We start from the raw sequence: 19,327 nt of genomic DNA on the forward strand, positions 1-19,327 counted from the left end.
GTTTAATCAAGTAAAGTTATCTGGGTCAAATGAATCATTAAAATATTGAATTTCGTATCCGTCAATTACACTTAATCGAGCCTTGCATTTTATAACGATGTCGATATATTCGTGGTTGCCATCTAAATATCGAGAAAAGATGTAAGCTTCAACTGGCACACTAGCGTTAGTCGGGAAGTTAATTAATAAACGATTAATTACTCCCAACAATAATGATGTTGACGAGTTTGTAAGCTTACTCGTTAGGTCAGGTAATTCCGTTTTTTTTATATTTAGCTCACTGGCATTTTGAGAAGCGTTAGAACCCCAGATTGCTTGGAAATACGTTAGTCGGTCAAGGAAGGGATAAATATTGATTACACTCCCTGGAATTAGGGGAACCCCATTGACCAAAACTTGGCTAGAAATCGCAAGATTGTTAAATATGAATACAATGCCAACACTAAAATCAGGCGTGTTAACATCAATGCCATTGACAACTGGATATCCAACACTAAAACTATAATTGTCGAATGTCATTGCGTTCGGAGGCAAAGCCCCCCAGCAACATTATTAATAGTTGTCCAGGCTTGATTAGTGCCTGTTATGGGAATGCTTGTAAATCTGGGCAAGCCAAGAACGCAACCATATCCAATATCATTAGATGTTTGACATCCGATACCATTGTTAGAGATTGATTTCAAAATTATTCCCCGCGCCAAATCATTACCATCACCAGTGGGACTAGTTCCACTAAGATTTGAGTCGTTTATATAGGTCGAAAAATCTGGGTTGCTGTAAGGATTTCTAGTGGTCGTTCTTAAACCGCTAGGATTATTTGATGTCCAAATAAATCCATAGGGATAAGAATTTAAATCCCATCGGCTGGGTCTGTTCTCTGGAAAGATTAATCCTAAAGGAGCGAATAGTGAGTTTTGAGTCACAATAACTTGCCTAACTTCTGGCTGGTTGTTAGACACGCTATTAAAAGAATTAAAAGTTATATTTATGCTATTTAAAAAAGTTGCATAACCAACTTCAGTACTCGCATCCGTCCCCGATGATGTTCCTGTATTCCAGGTACTAACTAGCTGCTGGAATATCCCTAATGTATTCGTAATACGAAGTCTTAAGAATATCGCTCCATAGGTTTTGCTGTTATCAAGAATTGTTCTATAGACTAATATCTGGTCTGTCCCGCTAGTGAAAATTTGAATGGGGGCATCAAATCCAGCGTTAGTGAATGCAGTTTGCAAAGCAGACACTAGGTTTGATTGTGTGATGGGGGCTGTTAAGCTTGTAATTGTCCTTGTGGAAATTGCCATATGAATACCAATTATGATGACGCTAGACTGGCACTTGATGCCCTCGGAATGGGCGGGCTGCAATGGAAAATCAGACAGCCCGTAACCGATGAAAACAGCCAAGCGATTTACAACGAAATAGATTACTTAATTAGAGAGCTTGAGAGAGTGAAAGAGCAGTTGCTGCCCTTTACGCTAAATCAATTACTGGCTAGTTATATTCAACAAGTCCTTGTTATCAAAGACGATTTGTCTCCAAGCCAAGCTAGACAAATCGTCAACAATTTATTGACTAAAAACTTTCCAATCACTGACGAGAAAATTATCAGTGAATTGATATTAATGAATCAAGCTACTATGTCGTAATCATCCGGGTCTACTCCCGTGTCTTGCTTGATTTTTCTAACCTTGACATTAAAGGTTGTTACATCGTAGTAATTTCCGTTGGCAAAATCCGTCGTAGTAAACGGATCTATTGCGATGGTCATGTTTATCGCTGGATCAGCAGTCTGCGCTGCTGTCGTAAAGTTGCCTGCTCCAAACTCAAGCAATGCTACAAGCAGAGATGTGGCTGAATTAGTTGCCTTTGGAGTAGGCACGGAACTATTAGGTGGGCAATTCAGCCCGGTTGCCCCCAAATCTGCTTTTTTGATTATCCAGTCTGTCGCGGTCTGACTGGTATTCTGTCCGGCTAGGGCTGTTAAAGGTAGATTCGGCATCGATTAATTATTAATAATGTTAATAATCTAGTTTTAAGTGGTTACTGCAAATCTGTAAATCTTCCACTTTTATCGTAGAAGTAGCATATTCACTGATGTGCTACGACCGTTGCTGGTACTACGATTGAGCAAATATTTGTTAATACTAAATATTTACGTTATTCCAGTTTTATACATTTATTTGGTTAAAGTTGAATGCCCAAAAATAAAAGAAGAGGACAAGCGGCGATTATATCGGATGAGCAATTTATAAAAATTCGCAGGCAGGTCAAAACTGAAAAGTACAAACTACTTTTTGACCTCGGGTGGTACACAGGGGAGCGTTGGGGGGCGCTCATTCAATTAAAGGTTTCCGATGTTTATGAAAACGGTAAGCCCAAAAACATCATTATCTTTCCTGCTATTATCCGCAAACATCGGCCCGATGGGACGGCCGACACTTTAGAAATCGCAGTGCATGAAAATTTGGCTGAATCGCTTTCAAGATTCCAGCCGGGAAATTCAATTTGGTTATTCCCATCTCGATGTGGCACTAAAGCCATTAGCTGGCGAAATGCTTACGACATTCTCAAAAGAGCAACGGAGGCTGCGGGGCTGGGGACTAAGGGGATATCGTGTCACACTATGCGCCGCAGTTTTGTGAATCGTCTGCGAAAAAACGGCGTTGACAGGGCCGTGATACGGAAAATCACGGGACATCGTGACAATAAGGGGCTAGACCCTTACATTGAGGCGGATATAGATGAAGTGAAAGCGGCGATCGCTACACTTTGAAATTGGGCGATCGCCAACTTTTAACCTACACCACCCCACACCACCATGAACACAAGCAGCGAAGAAATACTATATTTAAGAATTCAAGTGTTTAACCAAGAATTTCAAGCTGGAGACTATGACCATCCGGTAGACCTAGCTAGGGAACTTGAGCATTTGGCTAACCTTGCATGGGATGAGGTTGACGCTATGTATCCACCAAGCATTAAAATTGAGCCATGATTTTGATAGGTAGCGATCGCCACATTCCTGGGCGATCGCATTTTTGATGTATACTGCTTGCTGATAATACTCAGTAAAACAAGAACGCATTGCAGCTAGCGAGTAGTAGTGCAATGCGTTTTTTCTACTTATTGAATCTTACTCTCAATAATATTTTTAGCCGCATGGATGCAAAATAAAATATTCTACGAAAAATCAATAGTTTCAATCCTCCGCACAGGCCCCCAGGAAGCTGCGCCGCGGTCTAAAATGTTATTGAGAATGCTTGAGAATAGAGGTAAGAAGAAAGGGGAAAGGGGAATGGGTATAAGGGTGTAGGGAACTGTTGACTAATGACTAATGACTAATAACTGATAACTGATACCGACTACCGCCAAGAGCGGATGAGTTTTTCTATCACAGCCGGGGGTGAACCCTCGGCGATCGCACTCCTCACTTTCTCCACCCTCCCAATTGCGATCGCACTTTTCACATTCCCCCCTGGTATGTGTCGATGATGCAGTTTACGCCCCTCCATCCAAATGTATCGGTAATATATATGTTCTTTCCCGCACCTAACTACGCGGTACTCTTCCAGCCAGTGACAGTGTTCTGGAGCAGATTGTTGAGTGCTACTTGAGGGTTGCTCCAGAACAGTAGAATAAGGGTTCCAGACATTGGCGGGTTGCTCCAGAACAGTTGTTATATTTTCTGTTATGTTTTCTGGTTGTGTATCCGTTTTATCAGAACGTTCAAATTGTTTATCCCATTGCCGACAATGTATTTTGGTTCCATCGATGTCAGCTTGGAATGTGTAAGGTTTGGGTGCGCCGTCACGAATGGCTACCAGGGTATACAACAATCCACCATTAATTTTGGTTTTGAAGCGATCGCCAATTTTTAGGGACTGGGGATTGGGGACTGGGGATTGGGGACTGGGGATTGGGGACTGGGGACTGGGGACTGGGGACTGGGGACTGGGGACTGGGGGAGATGAGGGAGTAGGGGGAGATGAGGGAGTAGGGGGAGATGGGGGAGATGAGGTAGACAACAAATCAAACAATGTCAACTGTTTCATATCACCTCCGCCAGTGGACGCAATTCGTAATGTGGATCATGTGGTCGTCGGTTCGTGATTGGAACACGACAATGAATTTGACCATTCATTGTAGGTAGGTGATTAAAATCGCGCTCATCGTGACAGACCAAACCTTTTTGGCAGGCAGTGATAAATTTTTCTCGTAGTTCCTCAGTTGATTGGGGTGGTTTTGTCCGTTGCTCCCCCTTGATTTGTTTGATGATGCTCATCAAGTAACTGCACGGCTTTTTAATGTCTCCCGCTTTTGGATACCTAGAAAGCGCAAGGCGTAAAATTTCCGGCTCCACTTCAGTCGCCAGTTTTCCTAATTGCGGTGTTAGCTGACCGGTTGTCTCCCTAATCTCATTGAGCAGTTGTTGATGTTCTTGTTCTGGTGATTCGGGTGGCTCCGGTGACTCTGAACTGATCTGATTTAACTGATGATCATGATCACTGATCTGATCTGAATCTGAGGAGCCGTCAGCAGTTACAGGCACGACGGATTCATCAACATCACTCCACAAGTTGGTTAGTTTTTGCCAATTTAAGCGGAGGAGCTTAATGTGATTGTCGCCCCTGATTTCCTCCGGCTGGTGGATGAGGCTGTCGCGCAGCTTGCAAAATTTTTCTCGGATAACATAACCAAGCTGCTCAAGCTTGGAGATGATGCCCTTGATTTTCCACGGGGTAAATGTCCGGCCTGCTGCTGCTTCCCAATCGTCGTTACTGGGTAACATCCAATTTTGGTTTTGGTTATCTTGATAGCCGTAGCCAGTAGAGTCCCACAATCGCAATTGTTCGAGAATGAGCGCTGCCGCAATTGCGTCCCCAATGCAGTGTGATGCGAGTATTTCCGCTACATGAGGCCTGAAAGTTAAGCCATTAGGTGAGTTTATAAATAGATTGTTTTCTGTCATAATCCGAAAAATAGATGCCACCACCCCGTCTTGGGGTGGCTTTTAATTCGTGATTGGTTGTTAACTGTCAGATGTCAGTTGTTATTCGCCGAACGAGACATCCTGATATTCCATGCGGCTTTTTCCAAGATGTAATGTATTGACGGGTTAGCCTTTACTAGTTCTGGTAGTTCTGCAATGAATTTGGTGGTTAATCCCAGTGCTTCAGTTGTGGTTAGATCAGGGTCAATTGTTCTAAGAAAATCCGCAAATTTTGTAAGTTCCCGTCCGGCTGCTACAGCCAGTGATATTTCTAAGTTTTGCTGTTCGTTATTCATAGTTAGTTGTCAGTTGTCAGTTGCAGTCGTTGATTAATTTTGTTGCCAGTCATTTAAAACTATCCGGGTCAAAAATCTCCCCAAGCTTTCTAAACACGCCGCATCGTTCACGCTGTTCAAAAATTATGAAAGTCCCCGGTTTTCTGGTCAGCGATCGCTCTAAATTTTCTAGAACCAAAAACTCAAAATTGTGTTTGAGCATAGCTTCTCGCAAATTCTTGTCTGTGACCTCATCTGCGGTTTGGACTGCCAAGACTTGCCATGTCTTCTTTTGAAAAATTACGGTGTTATTAGTCATTAGTCATTAGTCATGGGTTATTAACGTCGGCGATCGCGCTCCAAATCCCAGATGACTTTCTCAATACACCACCGGTCTGATTTGCTAGGATTTTTCCTTTGGCAATCTGTGACCAATCGTTCGGCGGTGGCGACATCGAACTGTACCCTTATTAACAGCTGATGCCATAACCCGGCGTAACCAGGATTGGTAATAGCCGCTTTGGCTGCTTTGGAGTGGAAGCTGTCCTGGTGCGATCGCTGAAATTTGCGACGTAAGTTTTGACGATTTCTGGGTTTAGGGTTGTGCTTTTGGTGTGCCTTGACAACCTGTGCGGCAAGTGACAAGGCCACTAACATTAGACCTAACCAGATAAGCAAGACTATGATGTGCATATAAGTTGGTAGAGCAACTTATCCACCATGCGGGGTATCTCCTGATAGAGACATCGGGAAAACCTCGCATTTCAAGCTTTATAGTCACTTCATAATTTGCATCACTACTCAATTACAGTCGTTGATAAGCTTACGAGCAAATTTAATATTGAGGTTGCTTCCCAGATGAGCCATTGTCAGCAACTCTATACCTGGGTGTCTCTTGAGTTCGCCGTGCTTTCTCATGTCGCTGGTAAATGATATTACCGCCATATCGATATTCCCCTCGTTTAGATAGTACAAGGCACGGGATTTTGCCCAAGCTAAATGCTCTTCTCTGTTCATAGTCAGTTATCAGTTAACAGTTGACAGTTATCAGAAGCGATCGCACCAATGTAGTGCCAAGCGCTCATTAGTCAGTTATCAGTTTCAGTGGCGATCGCAAAAAACCGCCCTCACCCATACAGGCAGGACGGTTTACTCTGGTTCTTCAGTTTCTGTTTCTGTTTTCTCTATGAACCCCTGGATTTTTTGCTCTACCAAATCGCAGGCTTTCATGAAATCAGTTTCGTTCTCTTCAGCCTCATCAAGTCTTGTTTTTAGCCGTTGCTTGTGTGCGCGTACATAAGATAAATGTGCATCCCTAATCATGCGAACGGCTTCTAACACTTTTCCAGGATCGAAATCTCCTCCTCCGATAAGGGATTCGACTCTACTAAGTAAATTTTCTCCTGAGCTATGGCTGCTATCAAGTCCGCCCTGCTCATACCCATCTGCTTGGCCTTGTGGTTGAAGTTCTGCCAGTCGCTCTCGCTGATAAACAGGCTGACGTTCTTCGCGTCCTCCGCTAGTTTCTTTGGTCTTCCCATCTCCGATCATTTTGTTCACGTCAACCCCATTTTACATATAGAAAATCAATTTCTCATATAGAAAACTTGACAAGAGGTTTTCTATATGATTAACATAACATTAGTTTTTCACATAGAAAACTATTTTTTACCTCCCCCCTAACTCAACGGTGGGCAATGCCCACCCTACTTAAACCTCAACAGGGAAAAACTAACGCTGTAGCCAGAAAGTCGATGAAGGGCAGTTCGGCTACCAATCAGTCCCAGTGCTGAGGATGAGTTGAAAGTTGACAGATGAGGGAAGTTGTCTAAATTTAGTCGCGGGCTGATAAAAGCTGGTGACTGTAATCTGTAGTACGCGCGTATTCCTAACAGACCTTAGTAGGGCATCCACAAACCGCCAAAGGCAAAAGTGCCGACGTGGTGACGCGGGGCATTGTGGTTATAAGACCTGGGTGAAAATCCCTTTGGGGCTGGCGTGTAGGTAATGGCTCACGCACAGATTACAGCATGAAGTAGCACTTCACCGTGTGATAGTGCAATGGATAGCAGTTTTTTATACAAACGCGCAAAACTCGGCGACCGGTCGCACCTTTATTAACCATGAAACCCAAATATGTAACCAAAAAGAAACGGATCAGGGAATTAGAAAAACAAGTCGCCGAACTGCAACAGCAGATACTCAGGCTGACGGAGCTACTAGACTCTAATCTGACAACGATTTACGCCAACCGCCCCCGGCTGGCGCGGGCAATGGCGCGAGAATTTAGGGAATTTAAGCGTATTCATCAATCAGAGAATCCCCCACAAGAAACCAAAAAAACGCCCCGGTGCAAAGTGAGAAATTTACCACTAGCACCCCGTGCCGACTTGGTAACTGCCAGGGATAGTAATGGGCAACTCATCGCTACACCCAAAGCCCATCAAGTTTCGCAGTTTAGTAAAGGAGAGTAACAGACGAAAATCAGTCAATCGTCAATCTATGCACTTGAATTGTGGTTATTCGCCGACTCACCTGTCGGCGTTTTCTCCACCGTTGATGTTTGTCTATTTGAAATGTCCTGCCGATGGACTACACCCCATCGGCTTTACTCCCCATGAGGGGCATTTTCTTGAGTAAGTTAAACCATGACCGTCCCCAGCGTAGCCGGGGACTTTCCCACACATTTTTAAGGAAATCAACATGACCGTAACAATTCAACAATTGCTCGAAAAAGCCCAAAACCTGTCCTCTGACGGACGAGTCATCATTAAAAAAGGAGACGAAGAGATTTCAATCAATGAAATTTTCACCAGTACCCAAAACTTATACATCGAATTAAATGACGGCAAGGTCGAAGTAGAGGACGGCGACGAAAATGAGGATGAGGAAGAGGAAGAGGAGTAGTCGTTCACTGATCACAATCTTTAGGCAAGGTTCTCAAGCTTTCCACGCTGTTATGTGGAGGAGCAAAGGTAAAACGAAAGCAGTTTTTTTAAAAATGTACAGATGGGGAAGAGGAAATTCTTTCTACAGAAAATGTCCTTTTCCCATACCAGAAGAATGCTATACCGTTTGGCGAGAATCTTGTGATGCAGTGTACACACCAATTTAGTAAAGGAGCAACCCCAGACGAAGTTCCAACAACGTAGATGACCCTTTGTAGACACACCAGCGCAGGCAGTTGCTGGCCAGCGCTGGTGATTTTTTTGAGATGAGATAGGAAATACATTATGACCTACCGCGACGAAATTAGACCCTGGGCAATTTATCAAGTCATGCCCGATTGTCAGAATGTCTGCGTTACACGTTTACGCAAGAAAAGCGATGCTGAAGCTTACGCTAGCATTCTGCGGCAAGGCGGCGGCTCGTTTCAGGTGGTTTTCGACCAGCCGGCTGAAGTTAAGTCCTAATTTTAATCGCACTACATGATTAATTTACCTTGCTGGCTAACATCACAAGATAAATATGTAATCAAGAATCTAATTGATAATGATGAATTTTCACATTTCCAAAATCATGAATCAGTTGCTTCTGAAAATGATTATTTCTGGGAATGGCTTAAAGAGCCGATTCACGGATACAAAATCATCATTGAATACGATTCTTGCTTTGTGATTTGCATCATCAACGGATGTGAACTCAATCATTACATGGGTGATGATTTAGACGAACTACAGATAAAAGCAACCTCCTCTCGGATAAAAAGGAAAATTAAAAAATACGTAACCGAGTGGGAGACGCAACAAAACAACCACACACAATTAGCACTGAATCTAAGTGTATGAAAGGAGATTCATGTGGATGACAATAAATTTTTAATGGAGAAAGACGGCTTTATAGTGAACAATATTGGATTAACGATTGCTGTTAACCACCTAGCGAACTTCACTAGGCAGTCGCCACAAGCATGGATATCGCTGATTACGAAACAAGCGGGAGAGCAATGCGACAGTTTGTCCCAGCAAGAGAAAGATTTATTTATTCAAAACTATTTGCAACTTAGCGAATCTTTAAATAATGAATCATCGCCTGATCCGGCTTGGGATTATTACGAAACTTGGCAACTGCTGCACAGGATGAAGCAGATAGCCGAATCCGGCATAGCACTCATTGCCGACAAAGAAAACGCTGACCGGGAAACTGACGCAAAACTCAAACAAGCAATTGAACCATTACTGACTCAATTAGAAGAAAGCATTGACGACCTTAGCGCCGATACCATCCTTCACGTTGAGTAATTATAAAGCGATCGCCTACAAGGAGAAGCTAGGCGATCGCTTGTTAACATCTACCAAGTTCAACAGTAACATAAACCAATGCACCTTAAAAGCATCACCTACAGGCGGGTATTAAACCCGGGGAATTACGAAAACAAACACCTAGAACTGTTTGCAGAAGTTTCAGAAGGAGAAGATGAAGATGCGGCAATCCTACATCTAATGGAATTGACTGAGCGTAACATCCGTTCTCAAATTGGCAAACAATTTCAAAAGCAGATACTCGATTTAGAAGCACAAAAAAACAACTTAGATGACCAAGTTTACTACTTAAAACGAGAAGTAGCAGAACTTCAAAAAATCAAAGCTGAACTAGAAAAACTCCAACCTCAACAAGATAATTCAACGCAAACAGACGAACCAAATCCAGATAACATCCCTTTTGATGAGGGGGCATCGTCCCCCGAAACTAATATTAATGAAGGATTTTAGTTATGAATGACAATCAATTCAATCAAGAGGAATTTGATAGATATAAAGCTGCTTTTTGTCAGCTTAATAATAAGAAAACTATTCCCCTCGTAATTAGTGAACAAGTTGCTTTTTTTCTCGTTGCTCAACTGCAATTAGCTTTTAGGCATCCAAATAATATTGGTGCAGCTAGAGATGCAGTAAGAGAATCAATTCAGCCAATAGTTGATTACTTTACTGGTGATGTTAGGGAAATTCTAGAAAGAGGCTTTCATCTAGAATTTGACCTTGATGTAAATAACACACCACAACCCGATCCAGTTTGGGACTATTACGACCTTTGGATAACTTTGCACGAAGGGAAGCAAAGAATTGATGAGATGATAGCAGCAATTGCCGATAAAGAGCAGGCTGACATTATTACTGACAACAATGTCAGAGAACTGTTAACTAAAACAGTTAATGACTTTGACCACAGGCTTCGTTATCTCCGCCTTTCCTAAAAAATATGCTGTTCGGAATTAGCCCCAGAAGCAAAGATGAGCTTGAGGGATTACTTCTAATCCCTCAACCGCCTGACGATGGCTACCTGACTCAGTAGCCGAAACTAGGGCAACTGCCCTAGTCGCGGGTTGAGTCGCGCAACTCAATTCGTCTCTGATTTATCAGAGTGGAAATGTTAACAGCAGCACGGATTTTTATGAGGAATTGACCCTATGGGTTTCAAGCATTCACGAATCCACTGCTGTTAATATTCCAACCGTGCCAGGTTTAAAAGTGAATTGTTATCTTATCGCTAATTTGGGTGATTCCTGACCTATTTTAGCACGGTTATTGCTGCAAAAAACACCCGCGCTGAACCTTTGAAAAGTGAAAATATTAGGTCTTGATGTATGTAAAAACAGCGTAGTTGCTTGGGAATTAACATCACTTCCCAAGAACTTTAGAAGCTACTTTCGAGATAATAAACGTCCGAAAGATAACGACCCTTTAACATTTAAAGCTAATGCCGATGGGGTCAGCAAATTACTAGCTCTAAAGCCCGACGCTATTATTTTGGAACCAACTGGAGTTCATTACAGTTGGATTTGGGCGCACATTTGCGAAACCGAAAATATCAGGGTTTTGTGGGTAGGTCATGCTGAGGCCACACACTACCGAAAACAAAACAAGTTACCTGATAAAAATGACCAAGCTGATGCCTTGGCACTCGCAGCTTACGCCCTACTACATTGGGGAGATGATGAATTTTTCCTGCAATTTGAAGCAGGTAGAGTGGCGCTAATGCGCCATCTGTGGTTGCAACTACAGTCACTCAATAGAATTCAGTCTCCAATTATCAACCGCGCTCGTCAGCAATTAGCCCGTGAGTTCCCTGAAGCTGCACTCAGTAAAAGTGAACCATCCAAAGTTGATGGTCTACCACCCCTATGGGCGTGGCTTGCCGGGCGCGAACGCTCACTCAAGCGCCAAAATACTCACTATGACCGACTTTACAGAGACTCTATCGCCAATCAGTACAACGTAGGCATCACCACTTTTACTAGAAAGCTGTCTAACCTGTTGTGCGATTTGGCGGATTGGGAGGGGGAAATTCAAACTGAGGTTTTAGAAATTCTCAACTTCCCTGAGTTTATCCCCTACCGTAAAGTTATGACCATGTTTGGCATTGGTGTTAGGCCGCAAGCGCTACTCATTAGCCAAATCTACCCGGTCACGAAATTTGATTCTGTAGGACGGTTTAAGCGGCGGCTGGGTATGGCGAAAGATGAGTATAGTTCAGGTGACAAAGAAACCATGAACACTGGAGCTGGTTCTAAACTGTGCCGCTCACAGTTGTACTTATGGGTTCTCGACCAAATCGCGCCAGTCCACGCCAGACCCAATAACGAAATCGGCCGGAAGCTGGGGGAGTTCTACGACTCCAGAAAGTCCCAATTTCAGGACAATCCAGAACTTTGGAAGCAAAAAGCTGTTACCCGACTTCAGCAGGTGGCATTAAAAGAGTTCAAGCGATCGCTCTCTCAAAACTTAATCCCGATAGTAAGTAAAGAACTCCAGCCGCAACTTGAGGCCACACTTAATCTCACCCTGCAAACCATGCAAATGAGTCTGGTGACATCGATAGCAGCCGGAGATATTGCCCCCGGTGTAAAACACAAAGATGTTAAACGCGGGTTTGGTAATTTGGTTATCTCTCAGACTGCGGCCTATGGCTGTCGGTTGCTGTTTAAGGAACTCAAGCGGGCTGTGACTAATGACTATAAATGATAATGTGGTTAAATTTTTGAGAGCGGCAAGGAAGCCACAGATATACATACAGAAATCAGGGCGTATGTTGATTTGGTTTCTCTGGCTTCACATAGATTCTTCCCGCAATGGATTTTTTGTATATTGGATGCCCACCTATGCTGATTACAGGCTAATTTTTCAAATGGGAGGCAACGACTAACAATCGTTCATGATCATGATGACTCCCCTCGCGGGGAGTTATTTAACACCAGTTAACTATCTAAAGTGAATGTGTAGACAAAAATGCTGCTATTTAGTCATCTTCTTTACGTCTGTGCGTCAGATGTAACTCGCTTAATCATTTAAGCTAAAAACTAACCGTCTTCCTGTACCATCATCAACAAAACGCTGTTCTCCCACACCTACTAATTCGACAATTATTTCCCTTGCTGTTGGTGAATAGTCTCCCTCTCTCGCCCCTATTTCGACTATATTTTTTCCTTCTTGGGTATAAACACGGTAATTCGTTGTGCTGAACTTGCCTGTTTTATACTCGAAACTTTGTCCATCATCTTCATAATGGGTAAACTCACCCTCACCTACCCAAACGCGAATGGTTAATGAGGTCAGGGGTTGTTCTTCTACATATTGCATGACTGGAGCCATCGGGATAATTGCGCCAGCACGGACATATAAGGGCATCTTTTCTAGGGGTGCATGGGCTAAAATGTGTGTCGGGCCTGTAAAGGCTTCACCTGTCCACCAATCAAACCAACGACCTGTGGGTAAGTATACTGCTCGATATTCCACGCCTGGACGGTATATTGGTGCTGCTAATAATGAAGCTCCCAGCATGACTTGATCGGATAAGGTGAAGGTGTGGCGATCGCTCGCAAAATGATACAGTAGGGGGCGGAGAATCGGCGCTCCAGTAGTTGCTGCTTCCCAAAACAGCGTGTAAATATAAGGTAGTAGTTGATACCGTAGCTGAATATACTCACGGCAAATTTTCTCGACGCGATCGCCAAATACCCAAGGCTCATGTCTGGCTGTACTCATTGCCGAGTGTCCCCGCATCAATGGATACAACATCCCTACCTGCATCCACCGGGCAAACAGTTCTGCGGTAGCGTTCCCCGCAAAACCACCAATATCAGCACCAACAAAAGCTACACCCGATAGCCCCAAGTTACACAGCATGGGTATAGACATTTCCAGGTGTTCCCACAGAGATTGGTTGTCTCCCGTCCAAACTGCTGACCAGCGTTGAATACCTGCGTAACCAGAGCGTGTCAAAATAAATGAACGTTCAGGCGATCGCAACTTTTCCATCGCTTGAGAAGATGCTTGCGCCATCATCAACCCATATAAATTGTGAGTTTCCGCATGGTTACTTATCTCATCTGCTGGGCCTTGGGGCGCATCGAGGGGGAAAGCAATCTTATTACCAGGGTCGCCAAAAGGACGGTCATCTAATGCTGGTTCGTTCATATCATTCCAAATCCCAGCCACACCCATATTAGTCAAATTTTTGTGCAAATCTCCCCACCAATTTCTCACTTCAGGACGCAAAAAATCAGGAAACACAGCTTTATCAGGCCATACATAACCATGAAATAATTGACCATTGGTTTTCCTGACAAAATAATCGTGCTTTAACCCCTCATCAAAGACTGGGTAATCAGCTTCCGGTTCATACTTTACCCCAGGGTCAACAATTGTCACCGTCTTAAAACCATCTTGTTTGAGGTCATCAATTAAAGCTTGCGGTTCACTAAAACGCTTGTGGTTCCAGGTAAACACCCGATAACCATCCATATAATCAATATCAAGATGAATCACATCACAGGGAATTTGACGCTGACGAAATTCCTGCGCCAGTTGACGCACTACATCCTGTGATTCGTAACTCCAACGACACTGATGATAACCCAGCGACCATTTTGGCGGTAAAGACATCCTTCCCGTTAGCTGGGTGTAGGTAGAAATAATATTTGCTGGTTCCGACCCATAGATAATGTAATAGTCTAGTTCGCCTCCCTGGGTTTCCATCCGCCACACACCGGGTTGCTGAACACCGATATCAAACTGACTCCAAAAAGTTGTGTTAAAGAAAATACCGTAACCTAACCCTGGACGCAACGCCATGAAGAAAGGAATGGCTTGATACAAATTATCTGAGAGAACATCGTAATCAAGAGCATCTAACGTCCAGTTGGTTCTGGTTGTAGCTATTTGGTCAAGTAAACCACTACGTTCACCGAAACCGTAAAAATGTTCTTCAGCCGCAATTTTCTTCCATCCTGCAACAGCACCCTTACGCCAGCCTACACCCAGATTCACATCCTCAGCAAACCCTTGTCCTGTCAAATCAAAGCACTCAACCCGACAAGGATGGCGATGTACTACCACCCTTAGCTGCTGTGTGGTAATTTCCACAACATCTGCTTGTTCTTTGACCTCAAACTCCACCGCCGGCCATTGTTCATCTTCCTGCGTCACCGCCCATGATCTACGAGGTAAGAACTTACCAGTAGGCGTTACCCTGACGCGAATTAGGTTTGCTGCGAGGACGCTAATTTTTAAACAGGGTTCGCCACAATGGAATAGAAGATGGCGATCGCTCTTTTCAATTGCCTGTACTGTTCCTAGAGTAGTCCAAGATGGCTCGGTAGTATGCAGTTGTCCGAAATATTGAGGCATGAAATTAATTCGGCATGAACAATCAGTGATCAGCTTACTATTACCTCAAAAGAATGAATATACTCCCAAAGCATGACTGTTCGTAGTCAGGACTTTAGTCCTTTTTCATTTTTGAGGACTTTAGTCCTCACTACCAACTTCATCTATTTACGCCGTTTTACTTAGCTATTTTGTTAATTCACATACCTTAGCTTACATACAAAGTTAAAGGCGGTACATCTGTCGCAGCTCAAGCAACGCCTATCACATTCGATTGAGTTAACTTCTGGTTTGACCGACTGGAATTTTTAATTTTGCATTTCTTCTACCCCAACTACGTAACCGCAAACCCAGAATTAATAGCAGCGTTCCAAAAACAATGTTATAGGCAGCAATTAACCATAAAAAAGCCAATGCCTGAGCTACTGGCCAGATAATTAACATTACACCAAAGATAACGGAGATAATTCCGGCTACTGCGGGAAGGCGTTCATTTACTATAGTTTGCCGCAGTTGCATAGAGGCAATAATTTCAAATACACCAGTACCAATTGCCCAAATAGCAATAAGATAAAGCAAGACAAATCCAGCAATACCAGGAGAAATAAAAGCGATCGCACTCACTGCAATGCCAATAATTCCTTCGACCAACAGCAACCTACTGTGAGTATCTTGCAAACGCTCTTGAAATGCTGCGATCGCCAGTAATATTCCCCCCACCAGCCAAAAACTTGCAAACAGGTACACCAGGGAAGCTAAAGTTAGAGTCGGCCAGCATAAAGCCACTAAACCAAAAATAATAGCGATCGCACCCCGCAAAGTCACCGTCCACCAATTGCGAACTAGTCGCTTTCCCATTCCCAGGGATTTATGCTTCATAGATTGAGCAGATAATTTCTGACGTACCTTTTGCATTTTTTTAGTTATTAGTCATTAGTCATTAGTCATCAGTCATTAGTCCATAGTCATTAGTCCATAGTCATTAGTCATTAGTCCATAGTCATCAGTCATTAGTCAGTTGTTAGTTGTCAGTTGTCAGTTGTTATTCTCCCTCATCTTCCCCCACTCCCTCATCTCCCTCATCTCCCTCATCTCCCCCCTTTCTCACAACGCCGAGGGAAAAGTTTCTGGCGGTTCACCGATGTCCGTCTCAAACGTCCGGTCTAACGGTTGTACTCCTTTGGTATCATCAATGTGAATTACAGCATCAAATTGTTCTGGAAGACAGGCGTAAAAGTAATGACTGCTGCGTTCGGTTTCTGGGCGGTAAATTACGCCGATCGCTCTTTCTAACCTTGATTCTCGCAAACTGGCAATAGCTGCATTTTCACCACGTAGTGGTAGCAAAAATTGCGGAACTCCGGTTTCATGAAACAGCGCCTCATAACTTCTCGGTAATGCTGGACGAACTTGCTTGAGTTGCGTCATCCCATCCCAATCAGAAGCAGCCGTAACTGTCCCGATATAAGTACTAAAGCCTATCAGAACAGCATCATTTCCATACCGTTCCCGTACCAATTGCCCAAGATTTACTTCTCCCTGCTGTGCCATATCTGTGGCTCTAGCATCCCCTAAGTGGGAGTTGTGTTCCCATACAACAATTTTTGCTGGTACGCCTTGCTGGTCTAGGTGAACCATGAGATTTTCTAGGGTTTCGGCCATATGGCGATCGCGAATATTCCAAGAAGACACCCTCCCAGTAAACATCGCCCGGTAATAAGCCTCAGCATTTTTGACTATCCGAGCGTTTTGTTCCGCATAAAAAAACTCATCTGCTTTTAATCTTCCGTCTTCTTGAGTATATTCAAGGACTCTATTTTGCAGTTCTCGCAGTTGCCTAACTACCTCTTCCTCACAGGATTCACTGATACCTAGACTGGTAGCATAACCATAGCTGTGCGTATCTTCCCCAAAATGCTCCAAGCAAGCGTAACGACTACGAGCGCAACTTGCCGCTTCAGGATCAACTTGCTCCAGATAATCTAAAACGGCTGCCATAGAAGCATACATACTATAAAGGTCTAGCCCATAGAAGCCAACCTTCACCCCAATTTCATTTAAATTATCGTTATACTCACGCAGCCAGTTGACAAAATTTACTACATCTGTGTTGCGCCACATCCAATTAGGAAAGCGTTGAAAACCTGACAGTGCATCGGCTGGTGTCAAATCCTTACCTACGCCCTGAACGTAGCGATTCACGCGGTAGGCATCAGGCCAGTCTGCTTCCACTGCTACTGCGATAAAATTCTTTTCTTGAATTAATCTTTTAGTAATTTCGGCTCGTTGCTCATAAAATTCATGTGTTCCGTGGGAAGCTTCCCCAATCAGAACTAAACGAGCATTGCCAATCAAATCAATTAATGAATTATAGTCTGTGGCTGCGCCCGTCAGTTGGTGTACAGACTCACGCAACGCCTCAACAACATTAGTTCTAGTTGCGTCTAGCATAAAAACTTATAGAGAAGCACCCCACAGTCTTTTAATATTGTTGTGCTTCTTAGGTATATTCTTGGCTTGCTAGACTCAGCATAAAGACTTCCGTTTTATCTTCCATCACACCACCGATATATGGTGTGTAATGTATGAATCTATCCCAGGAATGAGCGAAAAATGTTGCTATTCTTTCTTTTATCTGTGCCTTTGTGGTTAAATATAGCAGGGGACAGGTGAGTCCAGTCCTGTAGGCGGTGAGTCCAGTGCTGCGGGAGGGTTTCCCTCCGCAGGCAACTGGCGAACCCGGAGGGGTCTCCCGCCGTAGGGAACTGGCGAACCCGGAGGGTGACAGGACTGAAAGCCTTTGAAACTAAAGGTTTTAAAATTGTATGATGTCCTAACCTATCAGACGACTGCTATAAATTATTTTTTACTACAGAGACACAAAGACACAGAGAAATTAAGAAGTAATTTCATTTTCTGGCACAGTATCTACTTTCGTAAGTACCGCAATCTTACGCAAAGACCAATGCAAGCTTAAGAAGATGAAACTTACCAAGGCTAGTAGCACAATACTAAAAACCGTACCGTAGGCATGAGTATGCCACCACATTTTGTTGAGGAATGCTGTACTTATTTGCACAGCCTGCCACAGCCAGCTTTGATTGAGGCTTGTAGAGTTATCAATTTTGCTAGACAAGGATGCTGTGTCATGCTGTGCGACTGTCATTTGTATTACTCCTTTGCTTATCTTAATAATACGGTAAATCGATAGATTATTAGATGTTTAAACTATTGCATAACTTGGTTATTGAATCAAGTGTGGATCTGTAACAGGTGACAGGTGACAGGTGACAGGTGACAGGTGACAGTTGTTACTCTCCCCCATCTCCCTCATCTCCCTCATCTCCCCCCTCTCCCCCCTCTCTGACAGGTGTAGGTTTTTTATTGGTGTTCCAAAAACCTTGGTTTGGGGTGTAAGGGTGTAAGGGTGTAGAGGTGTAGGGGTGAATAAAACAATGATTTTCTCGTTAGTTTTAGAGTCCTTACTCACTGCTAGATTAAAAACCTAAACTTGTGAGAGGGGGAGTAGGGGGAGTCTCTTAAGGGCAGGTTTTTCATAAAGTAATCAGTGAGGACTATAAGATTCAGTAAATTATCAGACTTTCATCTACCCCTACACCCCTACACCCTTATACCCCTACACCCTAAAATCAGTGTTTTTGGGTCGAAGTGTAAAAAACCTGCCCTTGAAAGCTCCCCCCTCTCCCCCATCTCCCCACTCCCCAACCCCTCGCTATATGTCAGTCTGGATCATAAAGAATTGAAGGTTTGCGCCTACGTTAAAGATGTCTACTCAAGATTGGTTATCACAGTTGCAAAAACAGCGAGCGATCGCAGTTATCCGCGCCCCAAAACTAGAATTAGGGTGGGAAATGGCGTTGGCTGTAGCAGCTGGGGGAATGCAGCTAATTGAAATTACCTGGAATAGCGATCGCGCCGGGGAATTAATCGCCCAACTACGTCATCATTTACCCGAATGTACAATTGGTACAGGTACTTTATTTAATGTGCAGCAGCTAGAAGATGCGATCGCCTCTGGGGCTGAGTTTCTCTTCACACCCCATGTTGATGCAGCCATGATCCAAGCAGCCGTAGTTAAAAATATACCCATCGTTCCCGGCGCACTCACCCCTACGGAGATTGTCAGTGCTTGGTCATATGGTGCAAGCTGTGTAAAAGTATTTCCCGTACAGGCTGTAGGAGGAGCAAATTATATCAAGAGTTTGCAAGGGCCGCTAGGACATATCCCCTTAATTCCCACAGGGGGAGTAAACCTAGAAAATGCCAAAGCACTGATTCAAGCCGGTGCGATCGCCGTTGGTTTAAGTGGAGAGTTATTTCCTCAGCAACTAGTCAGAGAGAAAAATTGGCAAGCGATCGCTGGGTTAGCCAAAGACTTAATTCACCAATTAGCGTAGTTTTCAGGATGAAATTATACAGCAACCACTGCTATA

At 43.6% G+C, this 19,327-nt stretch carries 29 protein-coding genes; 14 read left to right on the plus strand and 15 right to left on the minus strand.

Annotated features, from left to right (window positions below):
• Positions 1 to 6: 6 nt before the first annotated feature.
• A complete protein-coding gene (locus H6G83_RS21435; protein WP_190475997.1) occupies positions 7 to 519 on the minus strand; it encodes a hypothetical protein in 513 nt (170 codons plus the stop codon).
• The gene (locus H6G83_RS21440) at positions 516 to 1,304 is read right to left on the minus strand and encodes a hypothetical protein (RefSeq protein WP_190475998.1); all 789 of its coding nucleotides are present in this window, start codon (positions 1,302 to 1,304) and stop codon (positions 516 to 518) included. Before H6G83_RS21440 ends, H6G83_RS21435 begins: the two co-directional genes overlap by 4 nt.
• Between H6G83_RS21440 and H6G83_RS21445 the strand changes: the two genes are divergently transcribed.
• Positions 1,305 to 1,649 (plus strand): hypothetical protein, encoded by a 345-nt coding sequence (locus H6G83_RS21445; protein ID WP_190475999.1) that lies wholly within the window; start codon positions 1,305 to 1,307, stop codon positions 1,647 to 1,649.
• Here H6G83_RS21445 and H6G83_RS21450 read toward each other — a convergent pair.
• Complete coding sequence (locus H6G83_RS21450; RefSeq protein ID WP_190476000.1) at positions 1,631 to 2,002, minus strand: hypothetical protein; 372 nt, start codon at positions 2,000 to 2,002, stop codon at positions 1,631 to 1,633. The genes H6G83_RS21445 and H6G83_RS21450 overlap by 19 nt on opposite strands.
• A 195-nt stretch (positions 2,003 to 2,197) precedes the next feature.
• Between H6G83_RS21450 and H6G83_RS21455 the strand changes: the two genes are divergently transcribed.
• Positions 2,198 to 2,776 (plus strand): tyrosine-type recombinase/integrase, encoded by a 579-nt coding sequence (locus H6G83_RS21455; RefSeq protein ID WP_190476001.1) that lies wholly within the window; start codon positions 2,198 to 2,200, stop codon positions 2,774 to 2,776.
• 135 nt (positions 2,777 to 2,911) lie between these two features.
• Here H6G83_RS21455 and H6G83_RS21460 read toward each other — a convergent pair whose 3' ends face one another.
• The 8 genes from H6G83_RS21460 to H6G83_RS21495 form a co-directional block, all read right to left on the minus strand.
• On the minus strand, positions 2,912 to 3,088 hold the full coding sequence (locus H6G83_RS21460) for a hypothetical protein (protein ID WP_190476002.1): 177 nt from the start codon (positions 3,086 to 3,088) through the stop codon (positions 2,912 to 2,914).
• A gap of 277 nt (positions 3,089 to 3,365) precedes the next feature.
• The gene (locus H6G83_RS21465; RefSeq protein ID WP_190476003.1) at positions 3,366 to 4,055 is read right to left on the minus strand and encodes a hypothetical protein; all 690 of its coding nucleotides are present in this window, start codon (positions 4,053 to 4,055) and stop codon (positions 3,366 to 3,368) included.
• Positions 4,052 to 4,849 carry a hypothetical protein gene (locus H6G83_RS21470; protein ID WP_190476004.1) on the minus strand — a complete coding sequence of 266 codons (798 nt, stop codon included), beginning with the start codon at positions 4,847 to 4,849 and terminating at the stop codon, positions 4,052 to 4,054. The genes H6G83_RS21465 and H6G83_RS21470 overlap by 4 nt, the downstream gene beginning before the upstream one ends.
• A gap of 197 nt (positions 4,850 to 5,046) precedes the next feature.
• Positions 5,047 to 5,289 (minus strand): hypothetical protein, encoded by a 243-nt coding sequence (locus H6G83_RS21475; RefSeq protein WP_190476005.1) that lies wholly within the window; start codon positions 5,287 to 5,289, stop codon positions 5,047 to 5,049.
• 49 nt (positions 5,290 to 5,338) lie between these two features.
• Positions 5,339 to 5,587, minus strand: coding sequence for a hypothetical protein (locus H6G83_RS21480; RefSeq protein WP_190476006.1), 249 nt, complete (start codon positions 5,585 to 5,587; stop codon positions 5,339 to 5,341).
• A gap of 20 nt (positions 5,588 to 5,607) precedes the next feature.
• Positions 5,608 to 5,925 carry a hypothetical protein gene (locus tag H6G83_RS21485; protein ID WP_190476007.1) on the minus strand — a complete coding sequence of 106 codons (318 nt, stop codon included), beginning with the start codon at positions 5,923 to 5,925 and terminating at the stop codon, positions 5,608 to 5,610.
• Between the two features lie 144 nt (positions 5,926 to 6,069).
• Complete coding sequence (locus H6G83_RS21490) at positions 6,070 to 6,285, minus strand: hypothetical protein (protein WP_190476008.1); 216 nt, start codon at positions 6,283 to 6,285, stop codon at positions 6,070 to 6,072.
• 132 nt (positions 6,286 to 6,417) lie between these two features.
• Complete coding sequence (locus H6G83_RS21495; RefSeq protein ID WP_190476009.1) at positions 6,418 to 6,828, minus strand: hypothetical protein; 411 nt, start codon at positions 6,826 to 6,828, stop codon at positions 6,418 to 6,420.
• 563 nt (positions 6,829 to 7,391) lie between these two features.
• On the opposite strand from H6G83_RS21495, the gene H6G83_RS21500 reads away from it, so the two are divergent.
• The 10 genes from H6G83_RS21500 (at position 7,392) to H6G83_RS36280 (ending at position 12,230) form a co-directional block, all read left to right on the plus strand.
• Positions 7,392 to 7,742, plus strand: coding sequence for a hypothetical protein (locus H6G83_RS21500; protein WP_190476010.1), 351 nt, complete (start codon positions 7,392 to 7,394; stop codon positions 7,740 to 7,742).
• A 28-nt stretch (positions 7,743 to 7,770) separates the two neighbouring features.
• Positions 7,771 to 7,908, plus strand: coding sequence for a hypothetical protein (locus H6G83_RS21505; RefSeq protein WP_190476011.1), 138 nt, complete (start codon positions 7,771 to 7,773; stop codon positions 7,906 to 7,908).
• A gap of 63 nt (positions 7,909 to 7,971) precedes the next feature.
• A complete protein-coding gene (locus H6G83_RS21510) occupies positions 7,972 to 8,175 on the plus strand; it encodes a hypothetical protein (protein ID WP_190476012.1) in 204 nt (67 codons plus the stop codon).
• A 326-nt stretch (positions 8,176 to 8,501) separates the two neighbouring features.
• Entirely contained in the window at positions 8,502 to 8,681 is a 180-nt protein-coding gene (locus H6G83_RS21515) for a hypothetical protein (protein ID WP_190476013.1), read from the plus strand.
• A 15-nt stretch (positions 8,682 to 8,696) separates the two neighbouring features.
• Positions 8,697 to 9,056: a hypothetical protein gene (locus H6G83_RS21520; RefSeq protein WP_190476014.1), complete on the plus strand. Its 360-nt coding sequence runs from the start codon at positions 8,697 to 8,699 to the stop codon at positions 9,054 to 9,056.
• Positions 9,057 to 9,068: 12 nt separating this feature from the next.
• Positions 9,069 to 9,509, plus strand: a complete 441-nt coding sequence (locus H6G83_RS21525) for a hypothetical protein (RefSeq protein ID WP_190476015.1) — start codon at positions 9,069 to 9,071, stop codon at positions 9,507 to 9,509.
• Positions 9,502 to 9,624 (plus strand): hypothetical protein, encoded by a 123-nt coding sequence (locus H6G83_RS36010; RefSeq protein WP_277876392.1) that lies wholly within the window; start codon positions 9,502 to 9,504, stop codon positions 9,622 to 9,624. The genes H6G83_RS21525 and H6G83_RS36010 overlap by 8 nt, the downstream gene beginning before the upstream one ends.
• Positions 9,588 to 9,980 (plus strand): hypothetical protein, encoded by a 393-nt coding sequence (locus tag H6G83_RS21530; RefSeq protein ID WP_190476016.1) that lies wholly within the window; start codon positions 9,588 to 9,590, stop codon positions 9,978 to 9,980. The genes H6G83_RS36010 and H6G83_RS21530 overlap by 37 nt, the downstream gene beginning before the upstream one ends.
• A 2-nt stretch (positions 9,981 to 9,982) precedes the next feature.
• Positions 9,983 to 10,462, plus strand: coding sequence for a hypothetical protein (locus H6G83_RS21535; RefSeq protein ID WP_190476017.1), 480 nt, complete (start codon positions 9,983 to 9,985; stop codon positions 10,460 to 10,462).
• A gap of 367 nt (positions 10,463 to 10,829) precedes the next feature.
• A complete protein-coding gene (locus tag H6G83_RS36280; RefSeq protein WP_190476018.1) occupies positions 10,830 to 12,230 on the plus strand; it encodes an IS110 family transposase in 1,401 nt (466 codons plus the stop codon).
• A 315-nt stretch (positions 12,231 to 12,545) separates the two neighbouring features.
• On the opposite strand, the gene H6G83_RS21545 is transcribed toward H6G83_RS36280, so the two are convergent.
• The 4 genes from H6G83_RS21545 to H6G83_RS21560 all read right to left on the minus strand — a co-directional run bounded on the left by H6G83_RS21545 (position 12,546) and on the right by H6G83_RS21560 (position 18,039).
• A complete protein-coding gene (locus tag H6G83_RS21545; RefSeq protein ID WP_190476019.1) occupies positions 12,546 to 14,894 on the minus strand; it encodes a glycoside hydrolase family 31 protein in 2,349 nt (782 codons plus the stop codon).
• 258 nt (positions 14,895 to 15,152) lie between these two features.
• Entirely contained in the window at positions 15,153 to 15,752 is a 600-nt protein-coding gene (locus H6G83_RS21550) for an HdeD family acid-resistance protein (protein WP_190476044.1), read from the minus strand.
• Positions 15,753 to 15,977: 225 nt separating this feature from the next.
• Positions 15,978 to 17,324, minus strand: coding sequence for an erythromycin esterase family protein (locus tag H6G83_RS21555; RefSeq protein WP_190476020.1), 1,347 nt, complete (start codon positions 17,322 to 17,324; stop codon positions 15,978 to 15,980).
• 445 nt (positions 17,325 to 17,769) lie between these two features.
• Positions 17,770 to 18,039 (minus strand): hypothetical protein, encoded by a 270-nt coding sequence (locus H6G83_RS21560; protein ID WP_190476021.1) that lies wholly within the window; start codon positions 18,037 to 18,039, stop codon positions 17,770 to 17,772.
• A gap of 128 nt (positions 18,040 to 18,167) precedes the next feature.
• Here H6G83_RS21560 and H6G83_RS36015 point away from each other — a divergent pair, with 128 nt between their 5' ends.
• The gene (locus H6G83_RS36015; RefSeq protein WP_277876394.1) at positions 18,168 to 18,290 is read left to right on the plus strand and encodes a hypothetical protein; all 123 of its coding nucleotides are present in this window, start codon (positions 18,168 to 18,170) and stop codon (positions 18,288 to 18,290) included.
• 368 nt (positions 18,291 to 18,658) lie between these two features.
• A complete protein-coding gene (locus H6G83_RS21565; RefSeq protein WP_190476022.1) occupies positions 18,659 to 19,291 on the plus strand; it encodes a bifunctional 4-hydroxy-2-oxoglutarate aldolase/2-dehydro-3-deoxy-phosphogluconate aldolase in 633 nt (210 codons plus the stop codon).
• The last annotated feature ends 36 nt before the right edge of the window (positions 19,292 to 19,327 follow it).

This window comes from Anabaena azotica FACHB-119 (assembly GCF_014697625.1).
In the GTDB taxonomy this organism is placed as follows: Bacteria; Cyanobacteriota; Cyanobacteriia; order Cyanobacteriales; family Nostocaceae; genus Trichormus; species Trichormus azoticus_A.

Bases quoted from the DNA above. Each gene is read 5' to 3' on its own strand.
- H6G83_RS21435 (WP_190475997.1), bottom strand. From the start codon at position 519: ATGACATTCGACAATTATAGTTTTAGTGTTGGATATCCAGTTGTCAAT.
- H6G83_RS21440 (WP_190475998.1), bottom strand. From the start codon at position 1,304: ATGGCAATTTCCACAAGGACAATTACAAGCTTAACAGCCCCCATCACA.
- H6G83_RS21445 (WP_190475999.1), top strand. From the start codon at position 1,305: ATGAATACCAATTATGATGACGCTAGACTGGCACTTGATGCCCTCGGA.
- H6G83_RS21450 (WP_190476000.1), bottom strand. From the start codon at position 2,002: ATGCCGAATCTACCTTTAACAGCCCTAGCCGGACAGAATACCAGTCAG.
- H6G83_RS21455 (WP_190476001.1), top strand. From the start codon at position 2,198: ATGCCCAAAAATAAAAGAAGAGGACAAGCGGCGATTATATCGGATGAG.
- H6G83_RS21460 (WP_190476002.1), bottom strand. From the start codon at position 3,088: ATGCGTTCTTGTTTTACTGAGTATTATCAGCAAGCAGTATACATCAAA.
- H6G83_RS21465 (WP_190476003.1), bottom strand. From the start codon at position 4,055: ATGAAACAGTTGACATTGTTTGATTTGTTGTCTACCTCATCTCCCCCA.
- H6G83_RS21475 (WP_190476005.1), bottom strand. From the start codon at position 5,289: ATGAATAACGAACAGCAAAACTTAGAAATATCACTGGCTGTAGCAGCC.
- H6G83_RS21480 (WP_190476006.1), bottom strand. From the start codon at position 5,587: ATGACTAATAACACCGTAATTTTTCAAAAGAAGACATGGCAAGTCTTG.
- H6G83_RS21485 (WP_190476007.1), bottom strand. From the start codon at position 5,925: ATGTTAGTGGCCTTGTCACTTGCCGCACAGGTTGTCAAGGCACACCAA.
- H6G83_RS21490 (WP_190476008.1), bottom strand. From the start codon at position 6,285: ATGAACAGAGAAGAGCATTTAGCTTGGGCAAAATCCCGTGCCTTGTAC.
- H6G83_RS21500 (WP_190476010.1), top strand. From the start codon at position 7,392: ATGAAACCCAAATATGTAACCAAAAAGAAACGGATCAGGGAATTAGAA.
- H6G83_RS21505 (WP_190476011.1), top strand. From the start codon at position 7,771: ATGCACTTGAATTGTGGTTATTCGCCGACTCACCTGTCGGCGTTTTCT.
- H6G83_RS21510 (WP_190476012.1), top strand. From the start codon at position 7,972: ATGACCGTAACAATTCAACAATTGCTCGAAAAAGCCCAAAACCTGTCC.
- H6G83_RS21515 (WP_190476013.1), top strand. From the start codon at position 8,502: ATGACCTACCGCGACGAAATTAGACCCTGGGCAATTTATCAAGTCATG.
- H6G83_RS21520 (WP_190476014.1), top strand. From the start codon at position 8,697: ATGATTAATTTACCTTGCTGGCTAACATCACAAGATAAATATGTAATC.
- H6G83_RS21530 (WP_190476016.1), top strand. From the start codon at position 9,588: ATGCACCTTAAAAGCATCACCTACAGGCGGGTATTAAACCCGGGGAAT.
- H6G83_RS21535 (WP_190476017.1), top strand. From the start codon at position 9,983: ATGAATGACAATCAATTCAATCAAGAGGAATTTGATAGATATAAAGCT.
- H6G83_RS21545 (WP_190476019.1), bottom strand. From the start codon at position 14,894: ATGCCTCAATATTTCGGACAACTGCATACTACCGAGCCATCTTGGACT.
- H6G83_RS21550 (WP_190476044.1), bottom strand. From the start codon at position 15,752: ATGAAGCATAAATCCCTGGGAATGGGAAAGCGACTAGTTCGCAATTGG.
- H6G83_RS21555 (WP_190476020.1), bottom strand. From the start codon at position 17,324: ATGCTAGACGCAACTAGAACTAATGTTGTTGAGGCGTTGCGTGAGTCT.
- H6G83_RS21560 (WP_190476021.1), bottom strand. From the start codon at position 18,039: ATGACAGTCGCACAGCATGACACAGCATCCTTGTCTAGCAAAATTGAT.
- H6G83_RS21565 (WP_190476022.1), top strand. From the start codon at position 18,659: ATGTCTACTCAAGATTGGTTATCACAGTTGCAAAAACAGCGAGCGATC.